General features: G+C 69.1%; 29 protein-coding genes. 12 read left to right on the top strand and 17 right to left on the bottom strand.

What is annotated here, in order from left to right; translation table 11 throughout:
• Positions 1-38: 38 nt before the first annotated feature.
• Together ACYQZ5_RS13885 and glmM are read left to right on the top strand one after the other, a co-directional pair.
• A complete protein-coding gene (locus ACYQZ5_RS13885) occupies positions 39-1934 on the top strand; it encodes an ABC transporter ATP-binding protein (protein ID WP_379732455.1) in 1896 nt (631 codons plus the stop codon).
• Between the two features lie 505 nt (positions 1935-2439).
• Positions 2440-3807 carry a phosphoglucosamine mutase gene (glmM, locus tag ACYQZ5_RS13880; RefSeq protein ID WP_459846545.1) on the top strand — a complete coding sequence of 456 codons (1368 nt, stop codon included), beginning with the start codon at positions 2440-2442 and terminating at the stop codon, positions 3805-3807.
• Positions 3808-3828: 21 nt separating this feature from the next.
• Here glmM and ACYQZ5_RS13875 read toward each other — a convergent pair whose 3' ends face one another.
• The gene (locus ACYQZ5_RS13875) at positions 3829-4965 is read right to left on the bottom strand and encodes a DUF7118 family protein (protein ID WP_459846542.1); all 1137 of its coding nucleotides are present in this window, start codon (positions 4963-4965) and stop codon (positions 3829-3831) included.
• Positions 4962-5366 carry a phosphoribosyl-AMP cyclohydrolase gene (hisI, locus tag ACYQZ5_RS13870; protein ID WP_379732674.1) on the bottom strand — a complete coding sequence of 135 codons (405 nt, stop codon included), beginning with the start codon at positions 5364-5366 and terminating at the stop codon, positions 4962-4964. The genes ACYQZ5_RS13875 and hisI overlap by 4 nt, the downstream gene beginning before the upstream one ends.
• An 80-nt stretch (positions 5367-5446) precedes the next feature.
• On the opposite strand from hisI, the gene ACYQZ5_RS13865 reads away from it, so the two are divergent.
• Positions 5447-5923 carry a phosphate-starvation-inducible PsiE family protein gene (locus ACYQZ5_RS13865; protein ID WP_379732675.1) on the top strand — a complete coding sequence of 159 codons (477 nt, stop codon included), beginning with the start codon at positions 5447-5449 and terminating at the stop codon, positions 5921-5923.
• On the opposite strand, the gene ACYQZ5_RS13860 is transcribed toward ACYQZ5_RS13865, so the two are convergent.
• Positions 5924-6940: an A24 family peptidase gene (locus ACYQZ5_RS13860; RefSeq protein ID WP_379818462.1), complete on the bottom strand. Its 1017-nt coding sequence runs from the start codon at positions 6938-6940 to the stop codon at positions 5924-5926.
• A gap of 160 nt (positions 6941-7100) precedes the next feature.
• On the opposite strand from ACYQZ5_RS13860, the gene ACYQZ5_RS13855 reads away from it, so the two are divergent.
• Positions 7101-7814, top strand: a complete 714-nt coding sequence (locus ACYQZ5_RS13855) for a hypothetical protein (RefSeq protein WP_379732598.1) — start codon at positions 7101-7103, stop codon at positions 7812-7814.
• Between the two features lie 162 nt (positions 7815-7976).
• On the opposite strand, the gene fer is transcribed toward ACYQZ5_RS13855, so the two are convergent.
• From fer to ACYQZ5_RS13840, 3 genes are all read right to left on the bottom strand, one after another.
• Positions 7977-8366, bottom strand: a complete 390-nt coding sequence (gene fer, locus ACYQZ5_RS13850) for a ferredoxin Fer (RefSeq protein WP_379732596.1) — start codon at positions 8364-8366, stop codon at positions 7977-7979.
• A gap of 127 nt (positions 8367-8493) precedes the next feature.
• Positions 8494-8994, bottom strand: a complete 501-nt coding sequence (locus tag ACYQZ5_RS13845; RefSeq protein ID WP_379818460.1) for a 2'-5' RNA ligase family protein — start codon at positions 8992-8994, stop codon at positions 8494-8496.
• Positions 8995-9107: 113 nt separating this feature from the next.
• Positions 9108-9299, bottom strand: a complete 192-nt coding sequence (locus ACYQZ5_RS13840; RefSeq protein ID WP_379732917.1) for a DUF7554 family protein — start codon at positions 9297-9299, stop codon at positions 9108-9110.
• Positions 9300-9432: 133 nt separating this feature from the next.
• Here ACYQZ5_RS13840 and ACYQZ5_RS13835 point away from each other — a divergent pair, with 133 nt between their 5' ends.
• On the top strand, positions 9433-10539 hold the full coding sequence (locus ACYQZ5_RS13835) for a DUF7345 domain-containing protein (RefSeq protein ID WP_459846537.1): 1107 nt from the start codon (positions 9433-9435) through the stop codon (positions 10537-10539).
• 95 nt (positions 10540-10634) lie between these two features.
• Positions 10635-11612 carry a hypothetical protein gene (locus ACYQZ5_RS13830; protein ID WP_459846534.1) on the top strand — a complete coding sequence of 326 codons (978 nt, stop codon included), beginning with the start codon at positions 10635-10637 and terminating at the stop codon, positions 11610-11612.
• Positions 11613-11636: 24 nt separating this feature from the next.
• Here ACYQZ5_RS13830 and uvrB read toward each other — a convergent pair whose 3' ends face one another.
• A complete protein-coding gene (gene uvrB / locus ACYQZ5_RS13825; protein WP_379732220.1) occupies positions 11637-13697 on the bottom strand; it encodes an excinuclease ABC subunit UvrB in 2061 nt (686 codons plus the stop codon).
• Positions 13698-13800: 103 nt separating this feature from the next.
• On the opposite strand from uvrB, the gene ACYQZ5_RS13820 reads away from it, so the two are divergent.
• Together ACYQZ5_RS13820 and ACYQZ5_RS13815 are read left to right on the top strand one after the other, a co-directional pair.
• On the top strand, positions 13801-14070 hold the full coding sequence (locus ACYQZ5_RS13820; RefSeq protein WP_379732221.1) for a DUF7553 family protein: 270 nt from the start codon (positions 13801-13803) through the stop codon (positions 14068-14070).
• 60 nt (positions 14071-14130) lie between these two features.
• Positions 14131-14403, top strand: coding sequence for a DUF7553 family protein (locus ACYQZ5_RS13815; protein ID WP_379732222.1), 273 nt, complete (start codon positions 14131-14133; stop codon positions 14401-14403).
• 66 nt (positions 14404-14469) lie between these two features.
• On the opposite strand, the gene ACYQZ5_RS13810 is transcribed toward ACYQZ5_RS13815, so the two are convergent.
• Together ACYQZ5_RS13810 and ACYQZ5_RS13805 are read right to left on the bottom strand one after the other, a co-directional pair.
• Positions 14470-15087, bottom strand: coding sequence for a transcription antitermination protein (locus ACYQZ5_RS13810; protein WP_379817871.1), 618 nt, complete (start codon positions 15085-15087; stop codon positions 14470-14472).
• A gap of 92 nt (positions 15088-15179) precedes the next feature.
• The gene (locus ACYQZ5_RS13805; protein ID WP_379732457.1) at positions 15180-16043 is read right to left on the bottom strand and encodes a sulfurtransferase; all 864 of its coding nucleotides are present in this window, start codon (positions 16041-16043) and stop codon (positions 15180-15182) included.
• A gap of 120 nt (positions 16044-16163) precedes the next feature.
• On the opposite strand from ACYQZ5_RS13805, the gene ACYQZ5_RS13800 reads away from it, so the two are divergent.
• A complete protein-coding gene (locus ACYQZ5_RS13800) occupies positions 16164-16943 on the top strand; it encodes a sulfurtransferase (protein WP_379732456.1) in 780 nt (259 codons plus the stop codon).
• Between the two features lie 27 nt (positions 16944-16970).
• Here the strand turns inward: ACYQZ5_RS13800 and ACYQZ5_RS13795 are convergent, their stop codons facing one another.
• Both ACYQZ5_RS13795 and ACYQZ5_RS13790 read right to left on the bottom strand, forming a co-directional pair.
• Positions 16971-18029, bottom strand: coding sequence for an AI-2E family transporter (locus ACYQZ5_RS13795; RefSeq protein ID WP_459846528.1), 1059 nt, complete (start codon positions 18027-18029; stop codon positions 16971-16973).
• 58 nt (positions 18030-18087) lie between these two features.
• Positions 18088-18585, bottom strand: coding sequence for a hypothetical protein (locus tag ACYQZ5_RS13790; protein WP_379732037.1), 498 nt, complete (start codon positions 18583-18585; stop codon positions 18088-18090).
• Positions 18586-18746: 161 nt separating this feature from the next.
• On the opposite strand from ACYQZ5_RS13790, the gene ACYQZ5_RS13785 reads away from it, so the two are divergent.
• Both ACYQZ5_RS13785 and ACYQZ5_RS13780 read left to right on the top strand, forming a co-directional pair.
• Positions 18747-19886, top strand: coding sequence for a thiamine ABC transporter substrate-binding protein (locus ACYQZ5_RS13785; RefSeq protein WP_379732039.1), 1140 nt, complete (start codon positions 18747-18749; stop codon positions 19884-19886).
• A 58-nt stretch (positions 19887-19944) separates the two neighbouring features.
• A complete protein-coding gene (locus ACYQZ5_RS13780; RefSeq protein WP_379732038.1) occupies positions 19945-20967 on the top strand; it encodes an LLM class flavin-dependent oxidoreductase in 1023 nt (340 codons plus the stop codon).
• 431 nt (positions 20968-21398) lie between these two features.
• On the opposite strand, the gene ACYQZ5_RS13775 is transcribed toward ACYQZ5_RS13780, so the two are convergent.
• Positions 21399-22076 carry a class I SAM-dependent methyltransferase gene (locus ACYQZ5_RS13775; protein ID WP_379732582.1) on the bottom strand — a complete coding sequence of 226 codons (678 nt, stop codon included), beginning with the start codon at positions 22074-22076 and terminating at the stop codon, positions 21399-21401.
• 107 nt (positions 22077-22183) lie between these two features.
• On the opposite strand from ACYQZ5_RS13775, the gene ACYQZ5_RS13770 reads away from it, so the two are divergent.
• Positions 22184-22768, top strand: a complete 585-nt coding sequence (locus ACYQZ5_RS13770; protein ID WP_379732581.1) for a DUF7090 family protein — start codon at positions 22184-22186, stop codon at positions 22766-22768.
• 255 nt (positions 22769-23023) lie between these two features.
• Here ACYQZ5_RS13770 and ACYQZ5_RS13765 read toward each other — a convergent pair whose 3' ends face one another.
• From ACYQZ5_RS13765 to ACYQZ5_RS13745, 5 genes are all read right to left on the bottom strand, one after another.
• Positions 23024-23806: a DUF7089 family protein gene (locus ACYQZ5_RS13765; RefSeq protein WP_379817867.1), complete on the bottom strand. Its 783-nt coding sequence runs from the start codon at positions 23804-23806 to the stop codon at positions 23024-23026.
• Entirely contained in the window at positions 23806-23898 is a 93-nt protein-coding gene (locus tag ACYQZ5_RS13760) for a hypothetical protein (protein WP_459077012.1), read from the bottom strand. Before ACYQZ5_RS13760 ends, ACYQZ5_RS13765 begins: the two co-directional genes overlap by 1 nt.
• Positions 23899-23985: 87 nt before the next feature.
• Positions 23986-24783 (bottom strand): OapC/ArvC family zinc-ribbon domain-containing protein, encoded by a 798-nt coding sequence (locus tag ACYQZ5_RS13755; protein ID WP_379817864.1) that lies wholly within the window; start codon positions 24781-24783, stop codon positions 23986-23988.
• A 4-nt stretch (positions 24784-24787) separates the two neighbouring features.
• Entirely contained in the window at positions 24788-25210 is a 423-nt protein-coding gene (locus tag ACYQZ5_RS13750; RefSeq protein WP_379731586.1) for a DUF2073 domain-containing protein, read from the bottom strand.
• Between the two features lie 2 nt (positions 25211-25212).
• Entirely contained in the window at positions 25213-25854 is a 642-nt protein-coding gene (locus ACYQZ5_RS13745; RefSeq protein ID WP_379731585.1) for an Era-like GTP-binding protein, read from the bottom strand.
• Positions 25855-26614: the final 760 nt, after the last annotated feature.

Below are 26614 nucleotides of genomic sequence, written 5' to 3'. Positions count from 1 at the left end.
CCCCACACCTTTCCGACTGGAGCGTGTTTCGAACCGTAATGAGCGACGAACACGGGAGCTTCTCCGAGATCCGTCAGTCGGTCGACGGCCACTCGATGAAGGGGCTCCTGCGCTACTGCATCCCCTACTGGCGGCGCCTGACCGTGGGCACCGTCGCCGCGTTCGTGGTACGGTTGTCCCGACTGATCCCGCCGCTGCTGGTCGGGGTCGCGATCGATCGCGTGATCCGGAACGGCACCGGTCAAGGTGGCCTGCTGGTCACTGCTGGCCTGATCCCCTCGGGACAGATCAGCGGGCAGGCGGCCCGACTGGCGTTCCTCGAACAGTTGGTGATCATCGCCGGCGCGGCGTACGTCGTCCGGTCGCTGGCCCGCTTCGCGTCGCGGTACCTGTTCATGTCCACCGCACAGAAGGTCCAGCGGGACCTCCGGAACGACACGTACGACCACATCCAGCGGCTCTCGCTGGGCTTTTTCGCCTCTCATCAGACCGGCGCGATGATGTCCGTGCTGAATCAGGACGTGAACCGGCTGGAGCAGTTCTTGAACACCGAGATACGGCAGGCGATCCGCGTCGTCGCGACCGTCGGCGGCATCGCGGCGATCATGTTCTGGTACTCCCCGAAGGTGGCGGTGATCGCGCTGGCGCCGGTGCCGATCATCGGCCTCGCGTCGGGGAAGTTCCTGACGTGGATCGAGCCGAAGTACCGCGGCATCCGCGAGACGGTGTCGCGGCTGAACTCCCGGCTGGAGAACAACCTCGGCGGCGCACGGGTGATCAAGACGTTCAACCGCTACGACTTCGAACTCGACCGCGTCTCCGACCAGAGCGAGATCTACCACGACGAGAAGGTCGGCGCGATCAAAATCCGGCGCGCCTTCTTCTCCTCGCTGCGGGTCGTCACGGGGCTGGTGTTCGTCGCGATGCTGTGGGTCGTCGGCAGCGACATCATCACCGGCTCCTCGAGCGCGCTCGAAGCCGGCGTCGTCGCGACCTTTTTCATGCTGTTGCGCCGGCTGTACGCGCCGATGCGCCGCGTCGGGAAGACCGCGAACAAGTACCAGCTCGCGAAATCCTCCTCCGAGCGCGTGTTCGGGATCCTCGGCCACGAGCCCGAGGTGACGACGCCGGAGGACGCCTACGTGCCCGAGGAAGTCGAGGGCCGCGTCGAGTTCGACGACGTGACGTTCGGCTACGACGAGGACGAGACGATCCTGAACGGGATCGACCTCGACGTGGCGGCGGGCGAGACTGTGGGGCTTGCGGGCACGACCGGCGCCGGGAAGTCGACGCTGCTGAAGCTGCTGCCGCGGTTCTACGACGTCGACTCGGGCGCGGTTCGCGTCGACGGCGTCGACGTCCGCGAGTGGGATCTCCCCGCGCTCCGCGAGCACGTGGGGATCGTCGAGCAGAACCCCTACATGTTCTCGGGGACCGCCGAGGAGAACATCGCCTACGGCGACCTCTCGGTGCTCGACGGCGAGGAGGGCGAGGTGAGCGAGGCGGTCGTCGAGGCCGCCAAGGCCGCGGAGGCCCACCAGTTCATCACCGACCTGCCGGAGGGGTACGACACCGAGATCGGCGAGCGCGGCGTGAAGCTCTCGGGCGGGCAGCGCCAGCGGCTGGCGATCGCCCGCGCGCTGCTGAACGACCCGGAGATCGTCATTCTGGACGAGGCGACCTCCGACGTGGACACGGAGACCGAGGAGCAGATCCAGCAGAGCCTCGACCGGCTGACCGAGGACCGGACGGCGTTCGTGATCGCCCACCGGCTGTCGACGATCAAGGACGCCGACCGCATCGTGGTGATGGAGCACGGGCAGGTCGCCGAGAGCGGGAGCCACGACGAACTCCTGCGTGAGGACGGCGACTACGCGAACCTCTGGGCGATGCAGGCCGGCGGCTCGGCGAACGTGGCGAGCGCTGACGATTAGGTGGGTTCGTTTTTCAGAACTGGTGGAAATCTGGTGGTGAGTTTTGCCCGAGGTGCTGGAACGGAACATCCGACAGCAACCGCGACAGCATCTCGATGCTTGACCACTTGCGACCGCAGTGTGCCGGGCATGAAGCCCGGCGCAGCGCCGAGTCCCCACCCCTCCCCCGCGGGCCGGCAGTCGTCGCCGGCCCGCGGCGTCCACCGCCACCGCACCGCGGTCGCTGTCGGCGCGAAGCGCTCGCGCCTCCGTGCGCGAGCCGAGCGCGAGGGACGAGTGACTGAGCGACAGCGAAGGAACGAGTCGGGTGGGGAGGTCTGTGGGCTGTGCGTGGCGGTGCGGTCACAAGGTGCCAACGATCGAGCTGCTGTTGCTGTCGCGGAAGTCATCCAGCCCACCATCGCCGAAGCTACTGTCACAGACCCCACCACACCGCAGGAAACAACGAGTACCAACTTTCCCTCTCCGGAACCGCTTTGACCCCCAGCACACAACCACCACTCGAATGAAGGTCTTCGGCTCCAGCGGCACCCGCGGGGTCGCCGGCGAACAGCTCACCGCCGAGTTCGTCCTCCGGGTCGCCAAGGCCGCCGGCACCGTCTGGGACGCCGACCGCGCAGCGATCGCCCGCGACACGCGAACCACCGGCGAACTGTTCGCCAACGCCGCCGACGCCGGCCTCACCGCCGTGGGCGTCGACGCTGACCGCCTCGGCGTGCTCCCCACGCCGGCGGCCGTCCGCTACGCCGAGGTCGAGGAGGTCCCGGCCGTCGTCGTTACCGCCTCCCACAACCCCCCGGAGTACAACGGGATCAAGCTCGTCGGCGCCGACGGCGTCGAACTCCCCGTCGCCGAACTCGAACGCGTCGAGGACTGCCTGCTCGGCGAGACGTTCGACGAGGCCGGCTGGGACGGCACCGGAACCTCCCGACCCATCGACGGCGTCGCCGACGACTACGTCGACGACCTGCTCGCGAACGTGGACCGCGAGGCGATCGCCGACGCCGACCTCACCGTCGCACTCGACCCCGGCCACGGCGCGGGCGCGCTCACCAGCCCCGAGTTCTTCCGCCGGCTGGGCTGTGACGTGGTGACCGTCAACGGCCAGCCCGACGGCCACTTCCCCGGCCGCGACCCCGAGCCGGTCCCGGAGAACCTCGACGACCTCGGCCGGCTCGTCCGGGCGAGCGACGCCGACGTTGGGGTGGCCCACGACGGCGACGCCGACCGCGCGATCTTCTTCGACGAGACCGGCGAGTACATCGAGGGCGACGCCTCGCTGGCGGCGCTGGCGGCCGAAGCCCTGGAGCCGGGCGACGCCACCGTCGCCGCCGTGAACGTCTCCCAGCGACTCGTCGACGTGTGTGACGAGGTCGGCGCCGACCTCGAACTCACCCCGATCGGCGCGACGAACATCATCACGCGGATTCAGGAACTCGAGGCCGAGGGCCGCCGGGTCCCCATCTCGGGCGAGGGCAACGGCGGGATCTTCTTCCCCGACTTCCGGCTGGTCCGTGACGGCGCGTTCATCGCCGCGAAGTTCCTCGAACTGCTCGCGAAAACAGGCGACAGCCCGAGCGAGGTCGTCGCGCCCTACACCGCCTACGAGAACGTCCGGCGCAACCTCGCGTACGACGAGGAGTCCGAACTCAGCGCGATGCTCGCCGCCGCCGAGCAGTACGCCGAGGCGGCCGACGTGGAAGCGAGCACCGTCGACGGCTACCGGCTCGACTACGGCGACGCGTGGGTGCTGGTCCGGCCCTCCGGCACCGAGCCCAAGGTCCGGATCTACGCCGAGGCCCGCGAGCGCGAGCGCGCGGTCGAACTCGCCGACGCCGTCGAAGAGAAACTCGCGGCGGCGCTCGACAACTGACCCGCCGGCCGAGGACCGTTCTCAGTTCTCCAACGCCTGCTCCAACCGATCACGCTCCCCGCGGAGCCGTTCGGCTTCGGCCTCGATCTCGCCGTTCCGGAGCGCCTCACGCTGTTCCGCGGTAAGCTCTTCCTCCGCGACGACCGCGTCCCGCAGCCGGTCGTAGTCCTCCCGCCGGGCGAGATCACGGAGGTTCCGGGCCAGCGCGACCGTCTCCTCGTCGGCGAAGCGGCCGACGACCGACACGAGTTCGCTCGCGAGGTAGCGCAGTTCGTCCGCGGGCGGCGGCGATCCCACCGTCAGCGGCTCCGGGCCGATGCGGTCGAGGTAGGTCCGGTGGACCGGGACGGTGGTCTCGAACGCGGTCGGGTCCTCGACGTAGTGGGAGAGCTTCGAGCCCGAGTACTGCGCGTAGGAGAGCAGCGTCGACAGCGGCTCCTCGCCCGCGGGGTGGTTTCGCACGTACTCCAGCAGGTCCGTCGGCGGCCGCTGGTAGTCGATCAGCGGGTACTGCTTCGTCGTCTCGATCAGTTCGAGCAGTTCCCGGACCGGTGCATCCTGGACGTACGCCTCGAACGCCTCGCGGACGGCGGCGTCGTAGCGTTCGATCGGCTCGGTCAGCGTCTCGGTCGGCGCGGAAAGGTCCGCGTCGCCCAGCCGCCGGAGTTCGGCGAGTTCGTCCAGCCGGCGCTCGATCGCCGACAGCCGCTCGGTCACGGCGCGCTCGGCGTCGTCGACGCGTTGCTGGGCGGCCTCGCGGCGGTCGAGCAGGTCGGCGATCTCGCCGGCCTCGCGGATGGCCTCGCGGGCGCGCCGGAAGTCGCTCTCGGAGATGGTGCGCTGGTCGACCGCCTCGTTGGCCTCCTCGAAGCCGTCGCGTTCGGGCATCTCCTCGGGGAGGCTCTCGACCAGTTCGGCGAACTGGCTCTGGAACTCCAGATACGCCTCGAAGTCGCCCGTCCCGGTCGCCGAGTCCTCGTAGCGGTCGAACAGCCGGGTCGCCTCGCCGACCGCGTCGGCGACGGACTGGACCGACTGCTCGCCGTAGCGTTCGATTTCGGCGGCGATCGCCTCGCGCTCCTCGCGGGCCTCGCGGAGTTCGTCGAGCAGGTCGTCGGCGCTCGGCTCCGCGGGGACCGGCTCGTCGGCGACGCTCATTCGTAGACGTCGTCGGGGTCGAACACCCGTTCGCCGGTCGTCTCGACCTGTGCGGTCTCACCTGCGTCGTCGATCTCCGCGATCGACCGGTGGAAGCAGGAGCGGTGGCCGGTGTGGCAGGCGCCGCCGTCCTGTTCGACGACGTAGAGGAGCGTGTCGGCGTCGCAGTCGACGCGCACGTCGACGACGGACTGGGTGTTACCGCTGGTCGCGCCCTTCTCCCAGAGTTCCTCGCGGGAGCGGGAGTAGTAGTGGGCGCGGCCGGTGTCGACGGTGCGCCTGAGCGCCTCGGGGGAGACGTACGCGAGCATCAACACCTCGCCGGAGTCGGCGTCCTGTGCCACCGCGGGGACCAGCCCGTCGTCGCCGAAGTCGATATCGACCGCCGAGAGGTCGGCCATACGCCACGGTTGGCCCTCGGAGGTAAAGAGTGCGCGGCCGACGCCCACAGAGTCTTGACGGTGGCCACGAACCGTGAAGTGTGACGGACGATCGATCGGACCCGGTACGGACCCGGCCGGAACTCGGCGACAGCCTCGACGACCGAATCCTCGCGTTCAGCCAGAAGCTCATCCGCTACACCGAGGTCGTCGCCGCCGTGGTGCTCGGGGTACTGTTCGCGATCGGCGTGTTCGACCTCGCGCTGCAGATCGTCCAGAGCGCCGCCTCTGGCTCCATCACCGACCCGCTGATCGTCGTCGGCTTCATCGACACGGCGCTGCTGCTGCTGATCATCGTCGAGGTGTACCACACCGTCGTCGCCTACACGCAGGAGTCTGACACCCGCCGGATCGTCCGGCTCGTGCTCTACACCGGCGTGATCGCGATGGTTCGGAAGGCGATCATCTTCCGGACCGGCGAGTACGCCACCGAGGGGGACGCGCTGCTGGCCGCGACGGCGTACACGCTGCTCATCCTCGGCCTCGCCGCGCTGCTCGTCGTCGAGCGGCGTCGGTGATCAGGCCAGCCCGACCGCGGTTAACAGCCCGTACAGCAGGTCCCCGTACGTCAGCCCGAGCAGCAGGCCGACGAACATCGGGACGAGGAACGGCAGCCCCGGCGAGAGCCATACCTCGTCCTCCCGGCTGACGGTCTCCAGCCCCGCCCGGAGCGTCTCGGTGTCGGTGCCGTACGCCGAGCCGTCGAGTTCGTCGAGGAAGCGCTCGGCGGCCCACGGGTCGTCGTCCACCGCGTCCGCATCGACGTCCTCGCTCCCCGTCGCTTCCCCGTGTTCGACGGCGGCCTCGTCGACGGCGCCGTCGGTCGGGTCGAACGTCTCGCCGACGCTCTCGGGGTCGCGGTAGCGGGCGGGCGCCGCGCGCAGTTCCGCGAGCGAGAGCCCGCGCCAGCGCAGGTACATCCGCAGCGCGTCCACGTCCAGTCCCGAGCGAGTGAAGCCCGACTGGTCCTCGAACAGCCGGCCGTGATGGTGGAGCAGGTCGTGGACTGGCACGACCCGGGCGAGGAACATCGCCGGGCCGATCCGGCCCGCGAGCGCGTTCCGGGCCGCCAGCGCGAGCGGGAACAGCGCGCCGACGAGCACGGTGTTGGTCAGCACCGTCAGCGAGAACACCCCGACGAGAGTCGGTTCGACCGGGAGCACCGGCGGGAGGGAGACGCCGAACAGCGTCGCCGGGAGGTAGTACGCGGGGTAGGTCGGGAAGAGGACGGCCAGCGCCATCAGCGCCTTCGCGTCGGCGCCGCCGAAGCCGCCGATCCGCCAGAACAGGTACGACAGCGGGACGACCAGCCCAACGCTGACCGCGACGCGGAACAGTTCGAGGCGGGCGTAGCGGCCCGCGAACGGCGCCGCCCGCGCCAGATCGAGGGCCAGCAGGGCCACGCCGAGGCCGCCGAGGACGTACCAGACCCAGTTGGGGACCCGGCGGGTGCGGACGTCGCGCAGCGCGGCCCAGCCCAGCAGCGGCACCGCGAGCAGGCGCGCGAGGTCGCCCGGCGAGGCGATCGCTCCCAGCGAGTCCAGCATACCCCCGAGGCCAGCGGCGACGGGCAAAGCGTTTGGGGAAACCGGCCGGGTCGGCGCGCCGAGAGGGTTCCGCAGGAGGTAGCCTTATTACCAACCGTCAGAACGTCCCCGTATGTCGACACGTTCGGTACGTGGCACGATCAGTGGACTGGGGAGCCGGGCGAACCCCGCGTTCGCGGGCGGAGTCGTCGCCGTCTCGCTGTTGGCGACGGCGTACGTGACCTCGGGGATGGCGTCGATCGAGGTGCACACGTACGTCCACGTGATGGCGGGGCTGCTGTGGACCGGGACAGACCTGTTCATGGGGGCGGTGCTCGGCCCCGCGATCGGCGGGCTGGACGAGGAGGAGAGCGCCGCGGTGTTCACGCGGCTGACGCCGAAGACGACGTTCTTCCTGCCCGCGATGGCGCTCGTGACGATCGCCGGGGGGATCACGCTGGCCCAGCGACTGGGTTACTTCCCCAACAGCGAGCCGTGGCTCGCGCTGTTCACTGCCGCGAACCTGCTGCCGGCGCTGCTGTTGGCGGGGTATCGGCTCGACGCCTTCGACGACCGGCGCTGGCAGGCGCTGTTCGCGCTCTCGGCGGTCGGCTCGCTGTCGTGGGTGGCGACGACGATCGGCGGGCTGGAGGAGATCCCGCTGCTCGTCGCGCTGTCGCTGGGGATCGTGACGCTGCTGTCGGTGCAGGGCTTTGGCTTCCTGCTGCCCGGCGAGATCCGGATGTACGCCCAAATCACCTCCGCGGAGCCGGACGCGAGCGTCATCTCCCGGATCGGCGCGCTGAACGCCAAGCTCGGCGGGGTGCAGGGGCTGCTCCAACTGGCGCTGATCGGGCTGATGGTGCTGCTGCGGTGGAGTTGAACTGCGGGGACGATCATGTCGCCGGTACGAGTACCAGCGAGTCCGCCCCAGATCAGCGTCGCCACGACGCCGAAAGAACAGTAGCGGGCGGTGCGGGCGCGGAAAGCGGGGCGCTGGCGTGCCGTCGTCGAAAAAGACCCGTTCGAGAAGCGCCGACCGCGATCAGATGACGCGGTTCTGGAGGTAGTCGAGGTGCTTGGCGTTGTAGACGATCTTGACCTCGTCGGTGGCGGGCGAACCGATACAGGTCAGGCGGACGTCCTTCTCCTCGACCTCCTCGTCGCTGAGGATCTGCTGCATGTCCATGTCGATCTCCCCCTCCTTGCAGATCGACGCGCAGTTCGCACACGCGCCGGCGCGGCAGGAGAACGGCCAGTCGTAGCCCTGAGCCTCGGCCGCTTCGAGGATGTACTCGCCCTGATTCACTTCGAGCGTGCCGTAGTCCTCGTCGTCGAGGTCCGCGTCGGCGGCCTGCTCGAACAGGTCGTCGTCGTCCATCGACCAGCCGTGGTCGTCAAGCACTTCGTAGTTGAGGTATTCGACGGTTGGCATCACCCGGCGTTTCTCCTGCCTCCGTATAGGGTCTTGTGGTTCTGAGCGGAAAATCGGGAGTTTCAGCGCTTTAGGGCGCCCGAAAACGTCCAAATCCCTTTTCACGGTCGCGGCCGAAGACTGAGGGTTAGCCTCGAAGGCGGAACCGATCGACGGCTTCGCGGTGTTCGCGGTCCCACGTGAGCGCGCGGTCAGCGGTCCACTCGACGGGTTCGATCTCGGTTTCGGCGACGCGCTCGGCGTCGGCGACGCTGCCCCCGCGGGCGAGCGTGATGTGCGGGACGTAGTTCTCCCCCTCCAGTTCGTCGACGACCGGGAACTCCCGGCAGAGCCGCCGGTGGAGCTGACGGATCCCCTCGCTCTCGACGGCGAGGTAGACGACCGGCCCGTGGCCGTCCGGCGGGTCGGCGAAGTAGTCGATCCCGTCGATCCGGACCGGGAACGGCTTCGTCTCGTCGAGCACGCGCCGGAGGCGTTCCCGGACGCCGCCGCGGCCCGCGCGCCACGTGTCGGCCTCGATCCGCTTGACGACGAGCGTGTGGCGCTCCCGGACCTGCTCGAAGGGGGTGAGTTTCGGGTGGAGACGGTCGGCGAGGCGCTCGACCGCCGGCGGGACGCGGAGGTTCACCGGCGGGCGGGGGCGGGGCTGTGGGTTCGACGGCTCACGAGTGGGCGTGGGGAGTCGGCGGCAAAAAGCGCGTCGTCGGGTGTCGAGCGTCAGCGGTGCGATCCGCGGGAGGCTCAGATCCGGTCGAGCAACCAGAGGATCACCAACACGACGATCACGATCCCCAGCAGGTCCGGCAGCAGGCCGAGCAGGTTGGCGAACAGGCCGAGCACTTCGCCGAGCACTTCGATGGCCAGCCACACCACCACCAACACCAGTATCAGCTTCAGCAGGTCCTCGGCCTCGAGATTGCCTCGCGTGTTCATGCGAGGTAGCTCGTCGGGGGGTGAGTAAAAGGGCTGTGGCCGTTTCGGCGGCGTCGAGCCGCGAGCGGCGACGTTCGCCGGGCGACTGCCGGACGGCAACGCATTTACTCCGTGCCGTCCCACGTTCGGGCGAATGGATCGACGGACCGTCGTCACGGTCGCGCTGGCGCTCCTGCTCGTCGGCTCGGGGGTCGGCGCCGCCGCGGAGTTCCCCGGGCTCCAGACCGGCGACGTCGAGAGCGATTCGGTCGTGCTCGAAGCCGCGATCGAGGAGGACGGCGACGCCCGGTGGACGATCGAGTACCGGGTGGCGCTCGACGACCAGAACACGACGGAGGCGTTCGAGAGCCTCCAGCGCGACATCGAGGGGAACACCAGCGAGTACCGTAGCCAGTTCGCCTCGCGGATGCGGTCGACGGTCGCGACGGCGGAGAACGCCACCGGGCGGGAGATGGCCGTCGAGAACGTCAGCGTCGAGGCGACCACCAGCCCGCTCAGCGGCGAGTACGGCATCGTCCGCTACGGCTTCGACTGGGTCGGCTTCGCCGACGTGTCCGACGACCGGCTCGCGACCGGCGAGGTGCTGACGGGGCTGTTCCTCGACGCGGACACCGAGCTCACGATCAGGTGGCCCGAGGGGTACGTGGTCTCGCTCGTCGAGCCGGAACCGGACCGCGAGGGCGAGCGCTCGGTGACGTGGACCGGACCCCGGGAGTTCGACCTGGGACAGCCCCGCGTGGTGCTCCGGACGCGGAACTCGGCGCCGCCGTGGGGACCGCTGGTCGGTATCGCGCTGTTCGGGGCCGCCGGGGTGCTGTGGTACTACCGCCGGCGACAGGCCGGCCGAACGCCGGTCCCCGGCGTCGGCGACGACGAACCGTCCGTCGGCACCGAGCCCGATCGAGGGCCGGAGGACGGACACGAACCGGAACCCGAGCAGGACGCGGGTGTCGGCGACGAGACGGCACCTAATCCGGAGACTGGGGCGGCCGCCGCGGGCGTCGCCGACGCGGGGAGCGAGGACGACACCGCCGAGGAGCTGCTCAGTCCGGAGGAGCGCGTCCTCCGCCTGCTCGAAGCCAACGGGGGGCGGATGAAACAGAAGACCGTCACCGAGGAGCTGGACTGGAGCGCCGCCCGCACGAGTCAGGTGGTCGGCGACCTGCGCGACGAGGGGAAGGTGGAGTCGTTCCGGCTCGGCCGCGAGAACGTGTTGAAGTTCCCCGACGACGAGGAGTGATCGGCCGCCGTCGGGACGTTAAACTGGGTTAATCGGGGTGAACCCGGGTGGAGGGAGTTGACTGTTTTTACCGATGGGTCGCTTATCGATCGACCGTGAACCGAACCGCCGCCGTCACCATCGCGCTGCTCGTGCTCGTCGGGAGCGTCCCGGCAGCCGCCGCGTTCGCCGGCGGCGCCCAGACGACCGACACCGGCGACGGGTCGGAGCCCGGCGCCGTCTTCGCGGGCGTCGTCGGCGTCCAGGGCGCCGAGGTGGACAACGAGATCGACCGCCGGGCGTTCGCCCAGGAGTTCGCGGCGGCGTCCACGAACGACTCCAAGGCGGCGGTCGTCGCCGAGCAGAGCCGCGAGCTCCGCGAGCGGCTGGACGAGCTGGAAGCGGAGAAAGCCCGCCTCGAACGCGCCCACGAGAACGGCAGCATCGGTCAGGGCGAGTACCGCGCCCGCCTCGCGGAGCTCGCCGCCCAGATCCGGGCGGTCGAGCGCCAAGCCAACCGGACCGCGACCAACGCGGCGTCGCTCCCCGAGCCGGCGCTCCGGGAGCACGGCGCGAACGTGAGCGAGGTGCGCTCGATCGCACAGCAGGCGAACCGTACCGGCGGCGGCGACGTCGCCGAGGCCGCCCGCCAGATCGCCGGTGAGGGGGTAGGCAACGGACTCGGCCCGCCCGAGGACGCCGGCCCACCGGAGGACGCGGGACCACCTGACGACGCCGGCCCGCCCGACGAGGACGGCGAGCCCGGAGCGGGTGACGAGGCCGGACCGCCCGACGACGTCGGTCCCGACGCCGAGAACGGAACGGGGAACGCGTCGACCGCCGGGAACAACACCGGCGGCCCGCCGAGCGACGGCGGCGCCGAAACGGGGAACGGCGACGACGGGGCTGGCAACGGGAGCGCCCCCGACGAGCGTACCGGCGAGGACGGCGCGCCCGACGCCCGCGAACGGGACGGCGGCGACAGTACCGAAGACGGCAGTGAGAACGACTCCGAGAACGGCGGCGACGGTGCCGGCGAAGGCGACGAAACCGACGGCGGGACCGAGACGGCGACGCCCACGGCGACCTCCTAGAGCGCGTCAGTCCGGGCCGTTGGCTCAGAACTCCGCGTCCGGCTCGGGGGCGACGCCCTCGTCGCCGCCGTCGAGGTCGAACTCCTTTCTGAGCTCCCTGATCCGGTCGCGGATGTCCGCCGCGAGTTCGAACTCCAAGTTGTCGGCGGCGGCCTCCATGCGCTCTTCGAGCCGTTCGATCTGGCGGGCGGCGTCGTCGGCGTCGCCGACTTCGGCGTCGGCGGCGCCGGAGGCGTCGGTCTTGCTCCCGGGGAGGTTCGTCTCGCCGATCTCCTTCTCGATCGTGGTCGGCTCGAAGCCGTGTTCCTCGTTGTAGCGCTGCTGGATCGCCCGGCGGCGGCGCGTCTCCTCGATCGCGCTGCTCATCGCGTCGGTGCGCTCGTCGGCGTACAGCACCACCTCGCCGTTAACGTTCCGTGCCGCACGACCCATCGTCTGGACGAGCATCGTCTCCGAGCGCAGGAACCCCTCCTGATCGGCGTCGAGGATCGCGACGAGGCTCACTTCGGGGATGTCCAGCCCCTCACGGAGGAGATTGATCCCGACGAGCACGTCGATCTCGCCGAGTCGGAGCGAGCGGATGATCTCGTGGCGTTCGAGCGTGTCCGTCTCGTCGTGCATGTACGCGACGTTCACGCCCGCCTCCTCGAGGTACTCGGTGAGATCTTCGGCCATCCGCTTGGTGAGCGTCGTCACGAGCGTGCGCTCGTCGCGCTCGATGCGCTCGTCGATGCGGTCCATCAGGTCGTCGATCTGTCCCTCGGCGCTCGTCACCTCGACCGCGGGGTCGACGAGGTGGGTGGGCCGGACGATCTGTTCGACGATCTGATCGGAGTGCTCGCGCTCGTAGTCGCCGGGCGTCGCGGAGACGTACAGCGTCTCGTCGGTCTTCTCTTCGAACTCCTCGAACGTGAGCGGGCGGTTGTCGTAGGCGGTGGGGAGCCGGAACCCGTTCTCGACCAGCGAGTCCTTGCGGGACTTGTCGCCCTCGAACTGCCCGCGGATCTGCGGGAGCGTCTGGTGGGACTCGTCGACGACGGTGAGGAAGTCGTCGGGGAAGTAGTCGAGCAGCGTGTACGGCGCCTCGCCCTGCTCGCGGTCCGAGAGGTGGACCGAGTAGTTCTCGATCCCCGAGCAGTAGCCCGTCTCCTGCAGCATCTCGAGGTCGAACGTGGTGCGCTCCTCGATGCGCTGGGCGGCGACGAGGTCGCCCTGCCGCTCGAAGTGGCGGACGCGCTCCTCCATCAGGTCCTCGATCTCGGCCATCGCCTCCTGCAGGCGGTCCTCCGGGATCGAGTAGTGCTCCGCCGGGTGGAGGAGGACTGCCGGCTCCTCGCTGACGACCTCGCCTTCGAGGGTGTTCACCTTCCGGATCCGGTCGATCTCGTCGCCCCAGAACTCCACGCGGACGGCGTAGCGGCCGTACATCGGGAATATCTCGACCGTGTCGCCGCGGACGCGGAACGTGCCCTGGGTGAAGTCGACGTCGTTGCGCTCGTAGTTCAGGTCGACCAGTTGGCCGAGCAGTTCGTCGCGGTCGATCTGCTGGCCCTGCTCCAGTCGCAGGGACATATCGACGTAGTTCCGCGGGTCACCCAGCCCGTAGATAGCGGAGACGGAGGCGACGACGATCACGTCGTCGCGCGTGAGCAGCGAGCGCGTCGCGGAGTGGCGCAGCCGGTCGATCTCGTCGTTGATCGAGGCGTCCTTCTCGATGAACGTGTCCGACTGCTCGACGTACGCCTCGGGCTGGTAGTAGTCGTAGTAGGAGACGAAGTACTCGACGGCGTTGTCCGGGAACAGCTCGCGGAACTCCTCGTACAACTGGGCCGCGAGCGTCTTGTTGTGGGCGATGACGAGCGTCGGCTTCTGGATCTCCTCGATCAGCCACGAGACGGTGTTGGTCTTGCCCGAGCCGGTCACGCCCAGCAGCGTCTGGCGGTCCATCCCCTCGCGGAACCCCTCGGCCAACTGCTCGATGGCCTCGGGCTGGTCGCCCGCGGGGTCGAAGGGGGCGTCGACGCGGAACGGCCGCTCGGCCTCGGGTCGGTCCGGCGACAGCGGACCGCTCTGGGAGTCGCTCATTGGCGGGAAACAGGTGATGAACGGACTTGAGCGGCCCGGTCGTGGGAACCGTTCGCACCGACGAACGGAACCGCTTTGCCGCGGGCGCGCCGACGGATCGACCATGCCCGACGACCGACTCCAGCACGCAAGCGAGGCGCTCAGACGGGCCAGCGCGGCCGCCACCGACGCCGAGATTCAGCGCCGGCTGTACGACCTCTCCGACCGCCTCGCCGCGCTGGCGGCCGCCGACGAGGAGCCGGACGGCGACGACCTGATGCAGCACCTCCACGCGCTGGGTGACCTGCGCGAGGCGACCAGCGGCGACGTGAGCGAACAGGTGAACGACGCGCTCGAGAGCGTGCGGGAGCGCCGGGAGGAACTGGACGGCTGAGACCATGGTAGCGAGAGCGCCGGCCGAACGGCTTTGTCGCTTCGCGCCGAACCGCCGTACATGACCCGAGACCAGCTACAGACCGCGAGCGACGAACTCCGGGCGGCGGCCGAGCGTGCGACCGACCCCGAACTGCAAGAACGCCTCGCCGAACAGGCCGACCAGTTCGATCAACTGGCGACCGCCGACCGCGGGCCGGATCAGGGCCGGCTCGCGCGCCACCTGAATGCGCTGTCGGATATCCGCGAGTCGCTGGACGGGGACGCCGTGGCCCACGTCGACGACGCCGAGGAAGCGATCACGGCGTACCGCGAGACCGTCGGCGGCGTCTAACACCCCTCCGTTTCGTCTGGAGATTCTGAGAGGTACGGATCGCTCCAGAGCGACGGGCTGCCCGACTCAACAGACGTTCTTCGGCTCGACGCCCATCCCCTCCAGCGTCTCGACGTACCAGTCGTAGGCGGCGTCGATCACGTCGGTGCCGACCTCGCTCGCGATCTCTCGGTCGGCGTCGTCCGCACAGTGCTCGGCGAGGAGGTCGGCCGCGTCGTCCCGGTACTCGCCCAGTTCCGAACGAAACTGGCGGAACTCGTCGGCGCTCGTCCGGTCGGCGTCGCCGACGAAGAAGCCGACGAGCTGGCCCGTGAGCTCTTCGAGCACGAGCAGGGCGGCCGCGGCGCCGGCGAGTCGTTCCACGTCGGTCTCCCCGCCCGCGAGTGCGTCGGCGGTGATGCCCGTCGCGGCGTCGCTCGCTGCCTCGGTGTCGAAGTCGCCGGCAGACGTTGCCGCGAACACGGCGGCGTCGGCGAACAGGTCGGCCACATCGTCCTCGCTCGTCTCCGCCCAGTCGTCGAAGACCGACGTGAGCGCGTGGAGTTCGCGTGCGGTGCCGGCCCGGACCGCGTCGCCGGTCATCTCGCCGCCGGTCAGCGCGTAGACGGCTTTCGAGGAGCTCAGCCGCGAGAGTTCGGTGCCGCGGGCGTCCCGCAGTTCGTCGAGAAAGGTGTCGGCGTCCATACCCCGACGGAGGGGCAGGAGCGGCTTGTAGCCCACGGTCGGGGCAGTCGAACGCCGTCAATATGGCCGCAGGGAGCGGCTGGCTGCCGACGTTACTCGCCGTCGCCGGTCTCGACGGGCGCGCCGACGAGGTTGCCCCACTCGGTCCAAGAGCCGTCGTAGTTCACGGTCGACTCGTAGCCGAGCAGTTCGTGGAGCGCGAACCACGCGATCGAGGAGCGCTCGCCGATGCGGCAGTAGGCGACGACGGACTCGTCGCCGTCGATCCCCTTCTCGGCGTACAGCTCGCGGAGTTCGTCGGCGGACTTGAACGTCCCGTCGTCGTTGACCGTCGCGGCCCAGGAGATGTTCTGGGCGCCGGGGATGTGGCCGCCGCGCTGGGCGGTCTCGTTGAGTCCCGGCGGCGCGAGCACCTCGCCAGAGAACTCCTCGGGCGAGCGAACGTCGACGAGGGGGACGCCGCGCTCGATGGCGTTCTCCACGTCCTCGCGGTACGCGCGGATGTCCTCGAAGGGGCCGCGGGCGGTGTACTCCTGTGCGGAGAACTCCGGCTCCTCCGTCGTGGTCGGGTAGTCGTTCTCGACCCAGTAGTCGCGGCCGCCGTCGAGCAGGCGGACGTCCTCGTGGCCGTAGTACTTGAACTGCCAGTAGGCGTAGGCGGCGAACCAGTTGGAGTTGTCGCCGTAGAACACGACCGTCGAGTCGTTGGCGATCCCGTGCTCGCCGAGCAGGTCCTCGAAGTCACCCTTGCTCAGGATGTCGCGGGTCGTCTGGTCCTGCAGTTGGCTCTCCCAGTTGAAGCCGATCGCGCCGGGGGCGTGGCCCTCGTCGTAGGCCTCGGTGTCGACGCTGACCTCCACCAGCCGGTAGTCCGGGTCGTCGCTCTGGAACTCGTCCAAGCGCTCCTCCACCCAGTCGGCGGAGACGAGCGCGTCGGTCGCGTACTCTGAAGACATGTTCGCTCTAAACTAGGTCCGGTGCCCACTTAAACGGCAACCCCACCGGCGGCGCTCGCCGGCCTCTCCGACGGTGTCGCGATCCGGGGGGCTAAGTCCGGCCGCGTCGTCGGGTCACCCATGCAGCCATTCGTCCCCGCGTCGTGGGTCGAGGGCGGCGACGCCGCCGTCGTCGACGTGCGCGACCCGTGGGAGTACGACAGCATCGGCCACCTGCCGGGCGCGGTGAACGTCCCGTTCGACAGCTTCCGCTCCGACGAGGGGGAGGCCGGGAAGCTCCCCCCGCGTGCGGAGTGGGAGGAACTGCTCTCCGACGCCGGGATCGGCACCGACGAGGAGATCGTCGCCTACGACGACACGCAGGGGGTGTTCGCCGCGCGGTTCGTCGTGACCGCGCTGCTGCTGGGTCACGATCCCGAGAAGCTCCACCTGCTCGACGGCGACTTCAGTTCGTGGCAACGGGAGTACGAGACGACGACCGACGGCGTCGATCCCGACCCCGCCACGTACGAGAGCGACCCCGAAGCGGAGACGCCGCTGGTGGACTTCGAGACGGTCCGGGAGCTGCTTCCGGCAGCCGAATCCGGCGACGTGACGCTGGTCGACACCCGGGAGGACTGGGAGTTCGCCGAGGGGCACCTGCCGGGCGCGGTCCAGCTCGACTGGCGGGAGCTCGTCGACGAGGAGCGCCGCGGGCTGCGCCCCGAATCCGAACTCCGGGAGCTACTGGAAGAGCGCGGGATCGTCCCCGAGAGCCGGACGGTGCTGTACTGCAACACCGCCCGGCGAGTGAGCCACACCTATCTCGTCCTCCGACAGTTGGGGTACGAGCAGGTCGAACTGTACGAGGGCAGCCTGACGGAGTGGGAGGATCGCGGCGGGGAGCTGGTCACGGAGTAACGATCGCGGCGGGGTGTGAAGGAACGACTACTCGATTCCGGCCTCGCGGTCGGACTGTACCGCCTCGTCGGCCAGCGCCTCGGGCGCGGGCGCGTCCTCGATCTCCGGCACCGTCGAGAGCAGTTCGACCGTCTCCACGAGGAGACCGACCGCCAGCGGCCCGAGCACGAACCCCAGCGGGCCGATCGTGAGCACGCCGCCGACGAACCCCACGAAGTACAGCGTCGTCGGGAGGTCGCCGGTGACGGCGGCCAGTCGGGGGCGGACCACCGCGTCCGGGAGGAAGCCGACGACGAGGAGGCCGACGAGCAGCACCGTCGTCGCCCGCGGGACGTTCCCGGCCACCACGTCCGTCGCCGCGAGCGCGACGATGACGACGCTCGGGCCGACGACGGGGACGAACTGGAGCACGCCCGCGACGACCGCGAGCGTGAGCGCGGCGTCGTACCCCAGCAGCGCGAAGACGACGTAGGCAACGACCGACGTGGCCGCCGCGGTCGCGGCCTGCACGACGTAGATCCCGACGAGCGTCGCGTGGACTCGCTCGTGGTAGCGCTCCAGCACGTCGTAGAAGTCGGCGGGAGCCAGCCCGACCGCGACCGACCGGACCGACCCCGGCCGCGCGAGCAGGCCGTAGACGACGATGGCGAACAGCATCCCCTTGAGCGAGAGCACCGTCGCGGCGCTCGCGATCGACAGCGCGGCGTCCCGGAGCGCCGCGGCGACGGCCGCGATCAGTGGCGTCGTCTCGATGGTGTAGGAGAACTCGCCCACGACGATCGGGATGCTCTCCGGGAGCTCGCGAGCGATGTCCAGCAACACGGATCGCCGCCGGTAGAGGACGAACGCCACCGGGACGACCGCGCCGACCAGCGCCAGCGCGGCGACGCCCGTGACCGTCGTCGTCGCCGTCCGGCGGGAGTAGCCGCGGTCGACGATCGCCTGCCGGAACGGGAACAGCGTGTACGCCACGGTGATCGCGAACACCACCGTGTACAGCACCTCCGCGAGCACCACCGCCGACAGCGCGGTCAGGACGACCAGCGCGAGTACGAGCAGCCGGGTCTTCCCGAAGTCCGTCTCCATACGGCCGAGGGGACCCGCGGGGAGAAAACCGTTGTCCCGTATCGGCCGTCTGCCCACGCTACCGGCCTTTCTCCGGGCGCTCCTCCTGGTGCTCGTCGAGCTGCTCGTCGGCCTCGAGCTCGCGGGCCTCGTCGTCGGTGTGGAGCTTCTGCTCGACCTCGTGGCGGTCCTCGCGTCGCTCCTCGAGCCACGCGAGCATCTCCTCGCGCTGCTCGCCGCGGCTCATCGTCTGGGGGAGCGAGTCGAAGTTCTCGGTCAGCAGGTCGTGGACGAGGTCGCGGGTCTCCTCGACCACCCCCTCAGAGACGTCCAGCGTCTCGACGCTGCCCGGCCCGTAGGCCGCGGCCGCCAGCGCGTTTCGGTTCAGTTGCCCGTCCTCGTCGACGACGGGCAGCGCGAGGTCCTCGAAGGAGTCCGGCGGGAACCCCGAGGCCGAGAGCAGGTAGTGGTCGTCGACGGCCGCGACGCGGGAGTCGTCGAACTCCTGCCGGGACGGCTCCTCCCACCGCTCGGTGGTCGTGCCGTAGAACGACGGTTCGTGGAGTTCGTGAGACATCGTGACCGCTTCGGCGTTGGGACGAGCGTCGGAAAAATCTACTCGCCGATCGGGGCGACAGCCCCCACAACGGTAGAAGACCGGCGCCTTCGGCCGATGGCGTTCGACCGGTCCGCTTAACAACAACCCAGAGAAACAACTGAGTAATGAGCCGAGATCGGATCGACAGGCGGCGGTTCCTCGCGGGCGCCGGCGCGGCCGGCGCGGCACTGTTGGCGGGCTGTTCGGCCGACGAGGTGGAGTCGCCGACAGAGTCGGCCACCGACTCCCCCGGGACCACCACGACCGGGACGACCGTCGGGGGGACCGGCGGCGGGACGCTGGTCGTCGCGACGTACAGTTCGTTCATCGACGCCGTCAGCTCCAGCCCGGGCGGGTGGCTCAAACAGCAGTTCGAGTCGGAGTTCGACGCCGACCTCGTCTACCAGACGCCGCCCAACGAACTCGATCAGTACATCCAGCGGGCCAACGCGGGCGTCGACATCGACGCCGACGTGTACGTCGGGCTGAACGTCGACGGGCTGATCCGGCTTGACGAGAACCTCGAGAGCGGCTCGCTGTTCGCCGAGGCGCCCGACCTCCCGGGACAGTCCGACATCAAGGAGGGGCTGGGCTTCGACCCGCAGGGGCGGGCGGTGCCCTACGACACGGGCTACATCAGCCTCGTCTGGAACGCCACGGCCGACGACGGCGAGTTCGTCGCGCCCGAGACGTTCGACGGGCTGCTGGAGTCGGAGTATCGGGGCGACCTGCTCGCCCAGAACCCCTCCTCCTCGGCGACCGGGCGGGCGTTCCTCCTGCACACGATCAAAGCCCGCGGGGAGGAGAACTACCTCGACTACTGGTCGCAGCTACAGGAGAACGACGTCCGGGTGCTCGGGAGCTGGGGCGACTCCTACAGCGCGTACGGGGAGGGTGAGGCGCCGATGGTCGTCTCCTACTCCACCGATCAGGTGTACGCCAACCGCTCGGATCAGGACATGGACCGCCACCAGATCAGGTTCCTGAACGATCAGGCGTACGCCAACCCCGAGGGGATGGCCCAGTTCGCGAGCACCGACAGCCCCGACCTCGCGCAGTCGTTCATGGAGTTCGTGCTCCAACCTGAGGTACAGGCCGAGATCGCGGTGCGGAACGTCCAGTTCCCCGCGATCACCGACGCGGAGTTCGGCGAGGAGAACGCCGAGTACGAGCAGTACGCCCAGGTGCCGCCGGAGGCGGTCAGCTTCACCTACGACGAGCTCCGGGGGAACCTCCAGGGCTGGATCGAGGAGTGGAGCCGCCAGATCGCGAGCAACTGACAGCGGAGACGGGGACCGCTAGCCGAACCGTTTTCTCCCGCAGTCCACGAGTCCGGGTATGGATCTCTCCGCCGTCGACCTCTCGCCGGTCCCCGAGGACGGCACCGCGACCGACGCGTACCGGAACACCGTCGAGGCCGCACGACAGGCCGAGGAACTGGGGTTCGAGCGCTTCTGGGTCGCGGAACACCACGGGATGGGGAGCCGCCTCGCCGGCGTCAGTCCCGAAGTGCTGCTGGGCCACCTCGCCGCCGAGACCGACTCCATTCGGCTGGGGTCGGGTGCGGTGCTGCTGAACCACTACAGCCCGCTGAAAGTCGCCGAGCAGTTCGGCGTCCTCGACGGGCTCGCGCCCGGCCGCGTCGACGCCGGACTGGGTCGAGCGAACGGCTCGCCCGCGGTGGACCGCGCGCTCGGGACAAACCGCCGGAAGCGCAACCCCGACGAGGATCACCGGAAGAAGATCACCGCCGTCGTGAACCACCTGTACGACGACTTCCCGGACGCCCACGAGTACGCCGACATCGAGGTGCCGAGCTCCGACGGCGACCAGCCCGTCCCGTGGGTGCTCGGTTCGAGCGCGTCGAGCGCGAAGATTGCGGGCCAACTGGGGCTGCGGTTCTGCTTCGCGGCGTTCATCCGCCCGGATTTCGCGGTGCCGGCGTTCGAGGCGTACCGCGAGACGTTCGAGCCGTCGTCGCTGCCCGGCGGGATCGACGAGCCGCAGGGGATGGTCGCGCTCAACGCCGTCGCCGCCGAGACGGACGAGGAGGCCGCGCGCCTGCGGGCGGTCGCGGAGGCGTCGTTCAAGCGAATGCAGCGCGGTGAGGTGGGATCGACGCCCTCGGTCGAGGAGGCGATCGACGAACTCGGCGGTGTCCCCGAGCCGACGCCGGCGACGCTGGACGAGGACGAGTGGCCGCGCGCGATCTCGGGGAGTCCGGAGACGATCGCCGGGCTGTTCGAGCAGCTCGCGGATCGCGTCGGGGTAGAGGAGATGATGATCCAGCACGTCGTCCCGGAGCAGGAGGCGGCGCTGCGCTCGCACGAACTGATCGCCGAGGGTGTGAACGGTGGGTGACTCGATCCGTTGGAAGTGATCGATTAGGTTGCGTATTCAGAGAGGATGAGGACGGCGACGGCACTGCGACAGCGAACAGCAACAGCAGCTCGTTCGTAGGCCACTTGTGACCGCAGTGTGCCGGGCACGAGGCCCGGCACAGCACAGAATCCCCACCCCTCCCCCCGCGAGCGCCGACCGCTGGCGCTCGCGAGGCGTCCACCGCCACCGCAGCCGGCGGTGGCGCGAGGCGCACGCGGCCTCGTGCCGCGTGTCAGCGCGAGGGACGAGTGACTGAGCGACAGCGAAGGAACGAGTCGGTTGGGGAGGTTCGTGGGCTGTGCGGGGCGGTTGCGGTCACAAGGTGCCAACGATCGAGCTGCTGTTGCCGTCGATACCGAAGAAGAAAAAGATCGTAGCTACTACCGAAGTCCCCACCGAAATCCCCCTAATCAGGGCGCGACACCGACCGTCAGCAGCGTCCCCCACGTCCGGTAGCGCTCGACCATCGCCTGCCGGCTGCCGAACCCTTCGTAGGGGAACTCGGACTCGTCGGGGATCTCCGTCTCGCGGTCCGGAACGTTGTCCTGCTCGGCGACGTGCAGGCCGGCGTCGCGGAACGCCTCGCGGTACTGCTCGCGGTCCCAGCGGGTCATCTCCACCGAGATGGTCTCCTGCCACTCGTGGGACGCGGTGTTCTCCTCGTAGTAGTTCACCGCGCAGTAGAACGTCCCGCCGGGTTTCAGCACGCGACGGACCTCCTCCAGCGTCCGGTGGGGGTCGTTCGCGTAGTAGAACGCCTCCATCGAGAAGGCGTGGTCGATCGAGTTCGTCGCGAACGGGAGGTGGTCGAAGTCACCGACCAGGAAGCCGACCGCGTCGTCGTCGGTGTAGCCGTCGGCCTTCCGCGCCATCTCGGGCGAGCCGTCGAGGCCGTAGCCGGCGCCGATGCCGCGCTCCCGGAGGGCCCGCAGCGCGTAGCCGCTGCCCGTCCCGAGATCGAGCACCGTGTCCCCCTCCTCGACCGGAATCCGTGCGAGGATGGGTCGCGCGGTGTGCCAGTGGCGCTCCTCCATCCCCTGTTCGCGGCCCTCCGCAGCCCAGGTGTCGAACTCCTCGCGAACGCTCATGGTCGTGCGTGGGGCGTGGCGGGCAAAACCGGTTCGGCTCCGGGCGCGGAGTCGCCTCCCGCCAGTACCGCCGCGAGTTTGAAGTCCTCGCCGCGCTACTACCGGATATGGAGTACGACCTCGCTATCGACGGCGCGCCCGACAGCGTCCCGGCCGGGACCGCGCTACTGCTGCTACACCCCAGCATCGGGGAGACCGACCGCGTCGACACCGACTTCCTCAGCGTCGACACCGACCGCTTCCTGGTCGTCTCGACCCGAACCACCGCTCGCGAGGTCGAACAGAAGCTCGACTACTACGAGGTCGACGAGTCGCGGGCGGAGATACTCGACACGCTCTCGATCGAACGGGGCTACTCCCGGCGTTCGGCGCCGCACGTCCACTACGCCGCCGGCCCGGACGACGTCGAGGGGATCGTCGAGCAGGTCGAGGCGTTCCTCACCGAGAACGACGGGAAGCGCCGGATCACGCTGGACTCGCTCAGCGAACTGGCCTACTACGGCGACGATGCCGCCGCGCTCGAGGCCGCCGAACGGCTGATCGAACTGGTGCGCGAACACGACGCAGTCTGCCTGTTCCACCTCTCCAGCGAGGTCCACGACGACGACACCGTCGCCGCGTTCGCGGAACTGTTCGACGCGACGGTCCGCCTCCACGACGACGGCAGCGTGAGCTACGAGCCACAGGAGTAGACCGACAGCTCCCCTCCGCACCGATCGGTTGGTTTCCAGTCGAAACACCGAGAGAGCGTCGCGGCTGTCGTTCCAGTCGAAGGGGATAGTGGAGTCGAAACGGTTCGCGGAGTCGAAACGCTTCGTGGAGTCGAAACGGTCGGTGCTGTCGAAACAGGGAAGTGCAGTCGAAAGGCAGGCTGCAGTCGAAAGAGGGGAAACAGTCGAAACGGATCGCCGACTCGAACCGACCGACGAACACGAACCGTCCCGCCGCTACTCCGTGAGCGAGTCGATCGTCTTCTCCGCCCAGCGGACCGCGTACTCGGCGCCGTGGTCCCGGTAGGCCAGCGTGTCCAACGCCGCGAACGGCGCCGGGAGGTCGAGGCCGTGTTTCACCGCCGAGCACGCCAGCTCCGTCGCCGCCGGGAACTCCGTCTCCCCGCGGGCGACCTCGCCCGGGAGGTCGTCGATCCGACCGACGAGGCGGTCGCCGGCGTCTTCCCACGCGGCGTGGAGTTCGTCGTGGTCGCCCGCCCACGCGCGGAACCGCTCGCGGGTGTGCAGGCCGACCCACGCGTCGAACAGCGCGGCCGCGATCTGGTACGTCGCCGTCCCGCCCAGCCCCAGCGCCGAGTCGAGTTCGGCGTACTGCTCGCCGAAGAACGGGAGGAAGCTCTCCGGAACCCCCTCGTCGATCTCGACCAGCGCCTCCGCGATCAGGAAGTCCCGGAACGACGCCGGGGTGGTCTCGGCGCGGGCCTTCACGAGCACCGTCGGCGGCTCGGTCTGGTGGGTCCGGACGACCGTGCCGTCGCCCGGGAGGCCGATGGTGAACTGCTCGGACGCGTACGCCTCGAGCTGTGCGGGCGCGTTCTCCGGGAGCCACGCCTCGGGGTAGCTCGCGGGGTCGAGCGACTCCACGAGGAGGCCCAGCTCCTCCGCGACCGCCGGCGGGAGCGTCTCGAAGTCCCGCTCGGTGTCGAGGACGAGTACGTCGGGCGTGATCTCCCTGTGCAGCCGCTCGACCGCCGGCGAGAGCGTCCGCTCGGCGAACATCAGGCCGAGAGGACGATCTGGAAGACCAAGGCGAACGCCAGAAGCGCCGACAGGCCCACTGTGCTGGTGACGATCTTCGTCGCCGTGCTCATACCCCCGTCTGCGACCGCGTGGCTGTTAACGGTTGCTGAAGCGGTCGAGGTGGCAGAAAGGGACAGAGAGAGTCGCGGGACGGAGGCCTACTCGTCGATGCCGTAGTCGTCGGCCATCTCGATCACGTAGCGGCCGTCCTCCTGAAGCGAGATGATGTACTCCTTCCGGTCGTACAGCTCCATGAGGTTGAGTTCGTACTGCCCGGGGGCGGTGATCTTGATGCTCTCGAACTGGTCGTTCAGCTCCTCGCGCAGCGCACCCAGGTCGTCGTCCGAGGCCGGCTCCTCGTGCTGGGGGGCCGAGCCCGCGACGGGCTGTTTCTCGACCGGCTCGTCGTCCTCGGGGCCGACCGCGCCCGAGAGGTCGAACTCGTCGGCCGACTCGTCCGGGGAACGCTCCGCCGGGGGACCCTGCGGCGTGCCCCGGGCGGGAGAGCCGCGGTCCGAGGGCGGCCCGTCCTCCGCCGTCCGGCGACCCTCGTCGATCTCCTCGCTGCTGACCGCAGCGGACCGGGCGTCCGTCTGTGCACGGTCCTCAGCGGCGTCGACGTCCGGCTCCGCTTCGGCCGGGTGGGCCGGGGGTTGGGAGTCGCCGCTGGACCGTTCCGGCGGCTTGGAGTCGTCGCCGGACCGTTCCGGGAGCTGGGAGTCGCCGTCGGAGGGTTCCGTCGACGGTGAGCCACGGTCGGGTCGCTCGGACTCGGCCGACCCGGCGGTTTCGGCGTCGGCCGTGGCGGCGTCGTCGGTCGCCGAGGACGGCTCGGCGGTGTCGCGGCCGGGCGGCTGAAACTGGAACTTGTTCCCGCCGCAGTTCGGACAGCCCGACAGCATCTCCTTGGAGCCGTCGTCGAACTGCCGGCCGCAGGTGGTACACTCGTGGGGCACGGGACTACTTGCGCGAGACGAGCGCGCTGATCAGGTTCTCGTCCTTGTGGAGCGTCTGGATCTGGTTCGCCGGCCCGATCACGGTGAGCTTCTGGGTCTGCTCGTCGTTCCCCATCAGTCGGTCGAACAGCCCGGCGTTGCCGGAACTGGACTTGGGGTACGTCTCGATCTCGATGCCGCTGAACTCGTCCGGGCTGATCTCGGTCATCGTGACCTCGATCAGCTTCGACTCCTCGTCGGGGGTGAGTCCCTCTTCGAGGATGACGATGTTCCCATCGCGGACGCCGTCGAGAATCAGCCGGATCTTCTCCATGCTGGTGAGCCCCTCCATCCGGGCGCCGCTGATCATGTCGACCCGGACCCCGTCGTCGAGGCCGTCCTCTTCGGGGGGCGTCCCGTCGCCGTCTCCGCTGGTCACTTCGGGCATTGTTAGGAGAAGTACTCCGCGATTTTCTCGTACACTTCGTCCATGTTCTGTCCCTCCAGCGCCGAGAGCGGGATCGTCTCGTGCTGCGGGAACGCGTTGGCGATTCGCTGGATGTCCGACTCGTCCTTGTCGATCTTGTTCGCGAGGATGAGCACCGGCAGCTCCTGACTCTCGATGATGCCGATCAGCATCGTGTTCACCTGCGTGAACGGGTCCTCGGTGCTGTCGAGCACGTAGATCACGCCGTCGACGTCCTCCCGGAGCCAGTGCATGGCCTCGGCGACGCCCTCGGTCGCCTCGCGGGAGCGCCGGACGGCGTCCTCCTTCTCCATGTCGTGGTCGAGGAACTCCTCGTAGTCGACCTTCGTCGCGACGCCGGGGGTGTCGACGATGTCGATCGTGACCTCCCGGCCGTCGCGTTCGATCGTCACGTCCTCCTTCCGGCGCGCACGCCGGGTCTCGTGGGGGATGTGACTCTCCGGGCCCACCGCGTCGCCGGTCCAGTCGCGGGCGATGCGGTTCGCCAGCGTGGTCTTCCCGGCGTTCGGTGGGCCGTATATCCCGATCCGTTTCGGCTCCTCCGATGCGAACAGGCCGTCCGTGACCTGCGTGATACTTTGTTTCAGATTCGTGAGCAGACCCATCCTTGTCTCCTGCCCCCGTGGCGGTAGGGAGCCGTTACAGCGAGTTCCGCCGGCGATGTACTTAAGAATGGCGTCGATCGGGGCGCCGTGTTCCGGGCGGCGTCGACGCTCCTGCCGATCGAAACCGCGTTTCGAGCCGTCGACACGAAATCGAGGGGCACCGCCGAAGGGGAGCTCCGTCGATCGGGGACCGAGCGGCTCCCCCGCCATCGGGAACGGACCGTTTCCACTCGAAACAAAGGTGGATGCCCGGCGTGTTCGGTGAAGATCGAGAATATTTTCGGGATACACTGCTCGAACCGCCCGTCTTGTCGGGTTCGATGTTGGACGGATCGCGCCGACGACCCCCTCCCCTCCGTTTCCCGTGGAGCGCCGAGACGACGAGGGGGTGGGGTCGCGAGCTGGCGGTCAGAGACACAACTAACCACACAACTCCACGTCTAAATAAAGAAGATAAATTGCAGTACGGACTAATCTATCGTCGTGTAGTGTAAAACTACCGCTCGATAGACGGCAGGTTCTGCCGTTTCTCGCCACCCTCACCCCCGGCTGACTCGCGTTCCACCCGAAACGATGGGGTGGGGGGGTCACCACCCCCTACCGTTTCCCGTCGATCGAGCGTCGCCACCCCCTACCGACCGGCGCCGTCGCTGACTGCCCCCTTCCTATCGGGCTTTTCCACTCGAAGCGATGCCAGCCATGTACCTGCCGCCGCCGACCCTCCGTTTCACCTCTACCCCCGATCCCTTCGACCCTCGCG

It is taken from the genome of Halolamina salina, assembly GCF_054653455.1.
Note: the sequence above shows the minus strand (reverse complement) of the source record. Positions and strands in the feature narration are given on the sequence as shown.